Annotated in this window: 9 protein-coding genes and 1 pseudogene; 5 read left to right on the top strand and 5 right to left on the bottom strand. The window is 54.2% G+C overall.

Annotated elements, in window-relative coordinates; translation table 11 throughout:
* Positions 1-100: 100 nt before the first annotated feature.
* Both M5B97_RS27730 and M5B97_RS20415 read left to right on the top strand, forming a co-directional pair.
* A pseudogene (locus tag M5B97_RS27730) lies at positions 101-161 on the top strand (hypothetical protein); the annotation flags it as partial.
* Positions 154-360: a hypothetical protein gene (locus M5B97_RS20415; RefSeq protein ID WP_248732491.1), complete on the top strand. Its 207-nt coding sequence runs from the start codon at positions 154-156 to the stop codon at positions 358-360. The pseudogene M5B97_RS27730 and the gene M5B97_RS20415, both read left to right, overlap by 8 nt.
* 384 nt (positions 361-744) lie before the next feature.
* Here the strand turns inward: M5B97_RS20415 and M5B97_RS20410 are convergent, their stop codons facing one another.
* On the bottom strand, positions 745-1077 hold the full coding sequence (locus M5B97_RS20410; protein ID WP_244383549.1) for a DUF6124 family protein: 333 nt from the start codon (positions 1075-1077) through the stop codon (positions 745-747).
* Between the two features lie 378 nt (positions 1078-1455).
* Positions 1456-1593 carry a hypothetical protein gene (locus M5B97_RS20405; RefSeq protein ID WP_248732490.1) on the bottom strand — a complete coding sequence of 46 codons (138 nt, stop codon included), beginning with the start codon at positions 1591-1593 and terminating at the stop codon, positions 1456-1458.
* A gap of 34 nt (positions 1594-1627) precedes the next feature.
* Here M5B97_RS20405 and M5B97_RS20400 point away from each other — a divergent pair, with 34 nt between their 5' ends.
* Positions 1628-1981 carry a hypothetical protein gene (locus M5B97_RS20400; protein ID WP_248732489.1) on the top strand — a complete coding sequence of 118 codons (354 nt, stop codon included), beginning with the start codon at positions 1628-1630 and terminating at the stop codon, positions 1979-1981.
* Positions 1982-2506: 525 nt separating this feature from the next.
* Positions 2507-2914 (top strand): HEAT repeat domain-containing protein, encoded by a 408-nt coding sequence (locus M5B97_RS20395; protein ID WP_248732488.1) that lies wholly within the window; start codon positions 2507-2509, stop codon positions 2912-2914.
* A gap of 97 nt (positions 2915-3011) precedes the next feature.
* Here the strand turns inward: M5B97_RS20395 and M5B97_RS20390 are convergent, their stop codons facing one another.
* Both M5B97_RS20390 and M5B97_RS20385 read right to left on the bottom strand, forming a co-directional pair.
* Positions 3012-3401, bottom strand: coding sequence for a RidA family protein (locus M5B97_RS20390; protein WP_248732487.1), 390 nt, complete (start codon positions 3399-3401; stop codon positions 3012-3014).
* Positions 3391-4527 carry a DSD1 family PLP-dependent enzyme gene (locus M5B97_RS20385; protein ID WP_248732486.1) on the bottom strand — a complete coding sequence of 379 codons (1137 nt, stop codon included), beginning with the start codon at positions 4525-4527 and terminating at the stop codon, positions 3391-3393. Before M5B97_RS20385 ends, M5B97_RS20390 begins: the two co-directional genes overlap by 11 nt.
* A 94-nt stretch (positions 4528-4621) precedes the next feature.
* On the opposite strand from M5B97_RS20385, the gene M5B97_RS20380 reads away from it, so the two are divergent.
* Entirely contained in the window at positions 4622-5506 is an 885-nt protein-coding gene (locus M5B97_RS20380) for a LysR family transcriptional regulator (protein ID WP_248732485.1), read from the top strand.
* A gap of 121 nt (positions 5507-5627) precedes the next feature.
* On the opposite strand, the gene M5B97_RS20375 is transcribed toward M5B97_RS20380, so the two are convergent.
* Positions 5628-6569, bottom strand: a complete 942-nt coding sequence (locus M5B97_RS20375; RefSeq protein WP_248732484.1) for a cupin — start codon at positions 6567-6569, stop codon at positions 5628-5630.
* Positions 6570-7020: the final 451 nt, after the last annotated feature.

Genomic DNA, 7020 nt, shown 5'->3' with positions numbered 1-7020 from the left:
GAATGGTGGTCTGACCCCTATTTCTTTCCTATTTCTTTCCTAGAGTTCTAGACGGCCATAACGGCGGGGCTTGGAAAGCAGCTAAGTCGGTTAAGGATCTTGGCTCTAGAGAAACAAGAACCGGAACGTTTGATGTGAATATGGAGCGCATAGGTGATTGATGTGAGTGAATCTAAAGTCCCAGATTGGGTGACGCGTGGGAAAACTATTTCTCAACTAATTAAGGAATTGAAGACCTTTGAAAATCAAAATTTCATGGTCGAAATTTCCGTTGATGGGGGGGCGACTAAGAAACCAATAAGTCTCGTCGGAAAAGAGGATGGTGTGTGTGTCTTATTAAATTGCGAGTCTGAAGAGTAATTAAAATTTAATGTTGCGGGGCGGCTAGAGGTAACATGAAAAACGAAGGGAAAATAGGGGTCAGACTACGTTTTTGCGTTTTTTAGAGTTCAGCAGAGTTTCTCTTTGAAAATATAAAGAATGGTGGTCTGCCCCTTATTTCCCTCTGGGCGGAGGTGGCTCCTCTAATGCTTGCTTGACCAAAACCCCTATTAAGCCAAAACAGTATTCCCCCACGCCGAATACAACAGTGCTTTCTTTGTTTTTTCCGTTGCCACGTCATCGTTTCTTTACGCAGGTCTAAAAGTTATTAGTACCAGGCTATATGTTGACACGGCACAGCCCAATAGCAAAAACAACGAGCCGCCGTTGGGCGTTACGACGGCTCGGTACTGCGTTAAAGGCTTAGCTGCCCGCTACTGCTGCCTCCCGCTCCATCAGCTTGTCCATCAGCAACACCCCCAACTCACTCAACTGGTGTATTGCCAGCGCTACATCGCGTGGTTTCCCGGTCAGGTCCTCGGACAGGTCAAGCAGCAAGGCGCTGACTGAGGAAAAGGTTTCGTAGCTGTTGGTGATCAGGGTTTCGGAGCTGGTGTCGGGGGCGACACTGAATAAACCCAGCGGCGGCTGAGGTGCAGCCGTTTCTGGATTGAGGTAGTGATCTATGGCGCGATGCGCCGCCTGATTGAGTTTCAGGTCGGGCTTACTTGGAGGATTAGGCGTGACTTTGAACATACTTGGAATTTCCCACTTTAGGGCCGCCACCTCTGAGCTACTAAACTAAGGGGTGGCAGCTGTGCGCAGGTTAGTAGACCGGGGAATTCCAAGAAAGCCGGCGCGCCCGAGGACGCCCTGCACACAGCCACCATAAAGCACGGACGTTGTCGCCCGACAGATGAAGCTTATGCACTGATTGGAATAACCCCAGGCTACTAAACCCGATCACTGAGTTTTCAGCGACCGAGCAACCTTAGAGACGCCCACTCAAGCGCACAAGCCGGCGGATTCTGACGCAAGCGTAGGCAAGGGAGCAAGGCGCTGTCGCCTCGGACTTTCCTGTTTCAGGGCTTGTTGTAGGAAATGTACTCATTCGGCAAAACAATTGGGCGATCATTACCCTTTGGAGACACTCACCCGCCACTGCGCCGGCTGCTCCAGCCGCTGCGCCGCGTGCTCCGTGGTGGCTTGCGCGGTATACGCTTGGCTGGCGACTTCACCGATCGCTCGCAGTAGTTGGAAAATAGGGGGCATACCACGCTTTTGTGTTCTTTAGAGTTCAACAGAGTTGCTATTTAAAGTTATAGAAAAAAATGGTGGGCTGACCCCGATTTTACTCGCCCCGGGAGTTTCGCATGTACATTACGGAGTTAAAGACCCTCTGAGTGGAAAATATATTTCTAACAATCATGTTCCCTATGCGGACTGGGATATAGATATGACTATCGTTCGGAAGGGTATTGTTGTCACTGGTGAATATTCGGGCTGGGAAATTGTTGTTGCGGGCGACCGTGATGGCGACAGTGGTGGGTATTATCTTTACTTGAAGAAAAGTGATGTTGAAGGGTTTGACTACTGGTTCGAGTATGAGGCAGGGCTTCAGGCTCAGCTAGTTGATTTTGAGGTGGATTGGATGGTTTAGTAAATTTAATCAGCATAGCTTTTAATTTGCCCTCGAAGGAAAATAGGGGGGAGACCACGATTTTGCGTTTTTAGAGTTTGATAGAGTTGCTCTTTAAAAATATTGGAAGAGTGATGGTCTGACGCCTATTTTCTCTTGTTTGTATCTCTGATGAGCTTTATTTTTCCGATGTTGTAGGGAGGAGGTTAGTGTCAGCATCGCTTGTGCAGTCCTTGGCGGAAGACGTAGTGATAGGCGTTGCTCTCTCGTTTGATAACGGTTTTTGTCTATGCATATTAAACTTAGGTGATGAACTTTTTGTCTGTGATAAAATTCCAGAGGAAATAATGATCAGTGAGGGGGGTAGCCTTACCTCTGTGAGTTAATGGTCCAAAAGAAAAACGGGGTGGAAGTCTCTGGAAAATAGAGAATATAGGGGGCAGACCCTGAGGGGCGCTTGCGTTTTTCAGAGTTCAGCAGCGTTGCTCTTTAAAAATATGGGATCCCTCAGGGTCCGACCTCTTTTTTACTTATAATAGGTGAAATATGTTTAAGGAATATGAGTTTTTGCTGGGTTCCATAGGGTCAGAAGATTACTGGTCGGATGTAGGGGTTGATATCGCGGCCTCCAAGATCTCTCAGTTTGATAATTCAAGCTGGAGCAAACTTGAATCGGCTCTTCTGACGAAGTCTGAAGCTTGGCGAGGTAGGTGCGCGGAGTCTCTCGGTGATTCGAATGATGAGCGGGCGCTGTACGTTTTGCTCATGCTTCTGAAAGCTGGAGAGGAGTCGGTTGTCATTCATGCAATTGAATCTATTGAATCAGTTTTTTTGGCTGGCTATATTTCTGACAGGGCGCAGGTAATACGCGCTCTAGATGACAGGTTTGAGGCAGAGAGCAGAACGTTGAAGCTAATGGCGGCTACGTTGGTCAGAAAGTTGAGTGGCGCGTAATTGAGAGATAGGAGTGAGACCAGAATAGCTTACTTAACAACCAACCAGTTGATATGACTAAAGATTTAACGAAACCATCCTTGACCCACGCTAACAGTCACAACCCACCAACCACCGCCTCAATTTCTATCAAATACCCATGATGCAACCCCGCCACCGGAACCACCGCCCGAGCCGGACGATGCACTCCCAGATAACACGCATAAACCCGATCAAACGCGGCCCAGTGTTCTACCCCCACGACATACACCGTCACCTTCAACAGGTCGCTCGCACTCCGGCCCGCTGCGCTGAGGATCGCCATCAGGTTATCGAGCGCAATTGAGGCTTGAACCTCAAACGGTTGGTCTGCATTGTGTTCGCCGTTGAAGCGCACCGGCAGTTGCCCGGACACATATAAAACGCCCTTGTGCAGCACCGCCTGGGCGTAATGCCCTCCCGGCGCTGCCGCGTTGGCCGTGTGGATCAACTCGATTTCACCAGCCATGCAGGCGACTCCAGGTGTGTACGGCGCCCTCGGCGTCGTAGGCGTGATAGTCCGGGAACTGCGCACCGGTGGCGCACGCATGGTTGGGCAGGATGCGCAGGCGGCTGCCGATGGGGAAGCGCGCCGCGATGTTGGTGCTGTCGGCCGATCCCAACGTGATGATGCCGTGCTCCTGATTGGCGGCAGAGACCCGCGCTCCCTCGATCCAGTCGCCCGCTTCGGTACACACCTGTCCGTAACCGAAATCCTTTCGCTGACGCTGAGTGCCGCGGTCACGGCTCATGGCCATCCAGCCGGCGTCGGTGATGATCCAGCCTTTATCTTGCTGATGGCCGATGACGGTGGTCAGCACGCTCAGGGCCAACTCGTCCGCCTGGCAAACGCCGATGTTGTGCATGACCAGGTCGAAGAAGACATAGACGCCTGCGCGTACTTCCGTCACGCCTTCCAGGCTCAGTGCCGACAGGGCGGTGGGTGTGGATCCGATGCTTACCTCGGGGCATGCGATACCGACTTCGCGGATTCTTTCAGCGGCGCTGACGCAAAGGCGGCGTTCCTGTTCGGCAAGGGTCTGCAGTGCTTGAAGAGTGTCGAGTTCATAGCTGGAGCCGGCGTGGGTCATCACGCCTCGCACGTGCATGCCTCCCTCGACCAGGACCCGTGCGACGTCTATGAGTGCACGGTCTTCAACGGCCAGGCCTGAGCGATGGCCGTCGCAATCTATCTCGATCCAGACCTCGAATCGTTCGTCGTGTTGCTGTGCGAAGGAAACAATGGCCTGAGCCCCAATGACGCTGTCGGTGAGCAGACTCAGGTTGCAGCCTCGGCGCCGGAGTGCCAGTGCCTGAGCCAATTTGCCAGGCGCTATTGCGACGGCATAAAACACATCGCTGATGCCTTCAGCAAAACAATATTCAGCTTCTTTCAGGGTGGAAACCGTCACCCCGCTCGCGCCGGCGGCTATCTGCGCTTTGACCACGGGCAGGCATTTACTGGTTTTGATGTGGGGGCGCAAACGCACGCCCAAGGTGTCCATGCGTTGCTGCATGCGTTGAATATTGCGCTGCATTCGCGAGACATCGACTAGCGCGACGGGGGTATCGAGGGAGGCAATCGGGTCTGACATGACGGAACTCGGGTGGCTGGATACGGGGCCACTCTACTCAGCTATCGTAAAGTTGTGGTTCAATCAGTGGTCATCAATCATTAAGTAAAACTGAATGATCTCCGTCGAAGATCTACGTCTGGCTGCAACACTGGCACGCTCCGAGTCTTTAAGCGCTGCCGCCAGGGTGCTCAATGTGTCGCCACCCGCATTGTCCATGCGTCTGCGTAAGCTGGAGACGTTGATGGGGCTGACCCTGGCCAATCGCGATGCCCGGCGCTTGAGCCTGACTGCCGATGGCGAGCGTTTCTCGCGTGAATGTGCGCTGTTGCTGGAACAGTTGGAAGCGCTCCCAGAGTCGTTCAAACGGCAGGACGAGCGACTGACTGGCACCCTCAGGCTGGCGGCGCCGTTCGGCTATGGACGCCAGCGCATTGCGCCGTTACTGGCGCGTTTCGCCAGGTTGCATCCACAGCTGTGCCTGCACCTGGATTTGCGCGAAACGCCGTGGCCTGATCGTCACGACAGCGACGCGGTGATTCACATCGGTCACCTCAATGACAGCCTGTGGGTTGCCAGGCCCCTCACGCAAAACCACCGATGGTTGTGCGCAAGCCCGGCCTATCTGGAACAGTACGGTGTGCCCTCGTCACCGGAGCAATTGGCCGAGCATCGCTGCATTTGCATCCGGGAAAATGACGAAGATGTCACGCTGTGGCATATGCGCAAGGAACAGAAACGCAAAACACTGCGCATCGACCCCGCGCTCTTGAGTAACGATGGCAGCGTCGCACGGCGTTGGGCTGAGCAAGGCTTGGGGTTGGTCCTGCGTTCGCAGTGGGATGTCAGTGATGCAATTGCCAACGGCAGCCTGGTCCGGGTGTTGGCGGACTGGCAATTCGACAGTGCCCCCATCAACCTGTTGGTGCCCTCCCGCAAACTGCGCAGCCCAAGGGTAGAGGCATTGGTGGCGTTTCTGGAAGATGCATTGAAAGCATGATCAGGCTGGGGCAGCGCAAACCCCTTCATATGAATGACGGTTCGCGCCGTTTTTCAACCTGATGCCCGACCGCTCGTGCAGGGCGAGCGGTCGGGGCGAGCGGGGCAGTGCACGACCGCTATCAACTGAAGCGGATATCCAGTGAGCGAAGATAGGTCTGCAGCCCCGCATCCTGGATCGGGATCAGGAACGCCTCCTGATCCGACTCGTTGAAGTGGGCATGCCAGTAGCCGGGCGGCGTGACAAAAGCCAGCCCCGGGGCCCAATCCACGCGGACCGGGTTACGAATCTGGCCATCGGCATCCAGTTCGGTGCCGACCAGCGTGTAGCATCCTGCGGGGCAATCGACGATGAAATCCAGCGCAATGGACTGATGCCGGTGAGGTTTCTGGATCGAGCCGGGCGGCAGAATTCCATACATTGCCCAGAGCACGTGAGTGACGGTGCGGGTCTGCGGGAAATTGCGATTGCCCAACAAGATGCTGATACGGCTGCGGTCTTGCGCGCGCGGGTCATCGGCCGCTTCACGCAGCTTCGCGTTGGCGGTCTGCGCCGGATACAACGTGGGGATGAACCGGTCAGTGCTGCGGGTCACGCCGAGATAACGCAGCAGGGGCTCGTCATGCACGTAGTAGAGGCGGGCATCCTTGGTCGCGCTGAAGCAGGCGCTCAGAAGACCTGGCAGCGCCATGAAGCAGCCTTTGGACCATTCAAGGGTGTGCTCGCCCTGGGTAACTTCGCCAGCGCCGGCAATCACATAAAAAACCTGCGAGGTGGCGTTGGGCTGTAGCGTCAGGCTGTCGCCCGCATTGAGGCGGATAAAGTTTGCACAAAGCCCGGGCCCGGTGGCCGGCCCTTCGCAGCCCAATGCTTCGCTCAGGTCCAGCGGCACGATTCGCGAGGGGCCTGATTCGCAGAGCGACGCTGGAAAGTTGTGGTAGGGAACGCCCGTAATGAGCTTGGCGCTGATCGGATTCGCCGCTTTGCTGTACTCGAAATATTCGGCTTCGCGCTCGTTTGGCGGCACGGCCTCTACTGCATCAATCCGGAATGTGCTGTTCACGGTTATCACCTCGATCTCTGATCCTTTGATGCTGCCTCTGCCGGAGTGCCGTCAGACGCTGCGAGGGTGGGACAACGGGAAGTGCTGACTGAACCAATGTAAACGATGTGCCCGGTTTGTGCCGACGGACCGTGCCCTGGGTTACCTGTTGATTAACCAGTCAGGTTACAAAAGACATGAGCGAAGATTGGACGGCAAGATATCGGTGGATAGCGACTTTTTTGCCTGCTCAAGATATCCATTGAAGTTCGCGTCCGTTGGCGTCCTGGCGTTATTCCCGCCTTTATTGGAATTGATGAATCAACTCAAAAAAGCGCCGGGGCTGCGACGAGGGTGGCAGATAAATTCTCTGTTTATTCACCTTAGTTGGTACTTTCGTTCAGCTTTCCTGATGTCCGTTTTATTGTTCAGTTTTTATGCGAAAAATGTACGTATAAGAAGTTTTTCAAAA

Origin of the sequence: Pseudomonas sp. MWU13-2517 (assembly GCF_023242545.1) — a bacterium.
GTDB lineage: Bacteria > Pseudomonadota > Gammaproteobacteria > Pseudomonadales > Pseudomonadaceae > Aquipseudomonas.
Note: the sequence above shows the minus strand (reverse complement) of the source record. Positions and strands in the feature narration are given on the sequence as shown.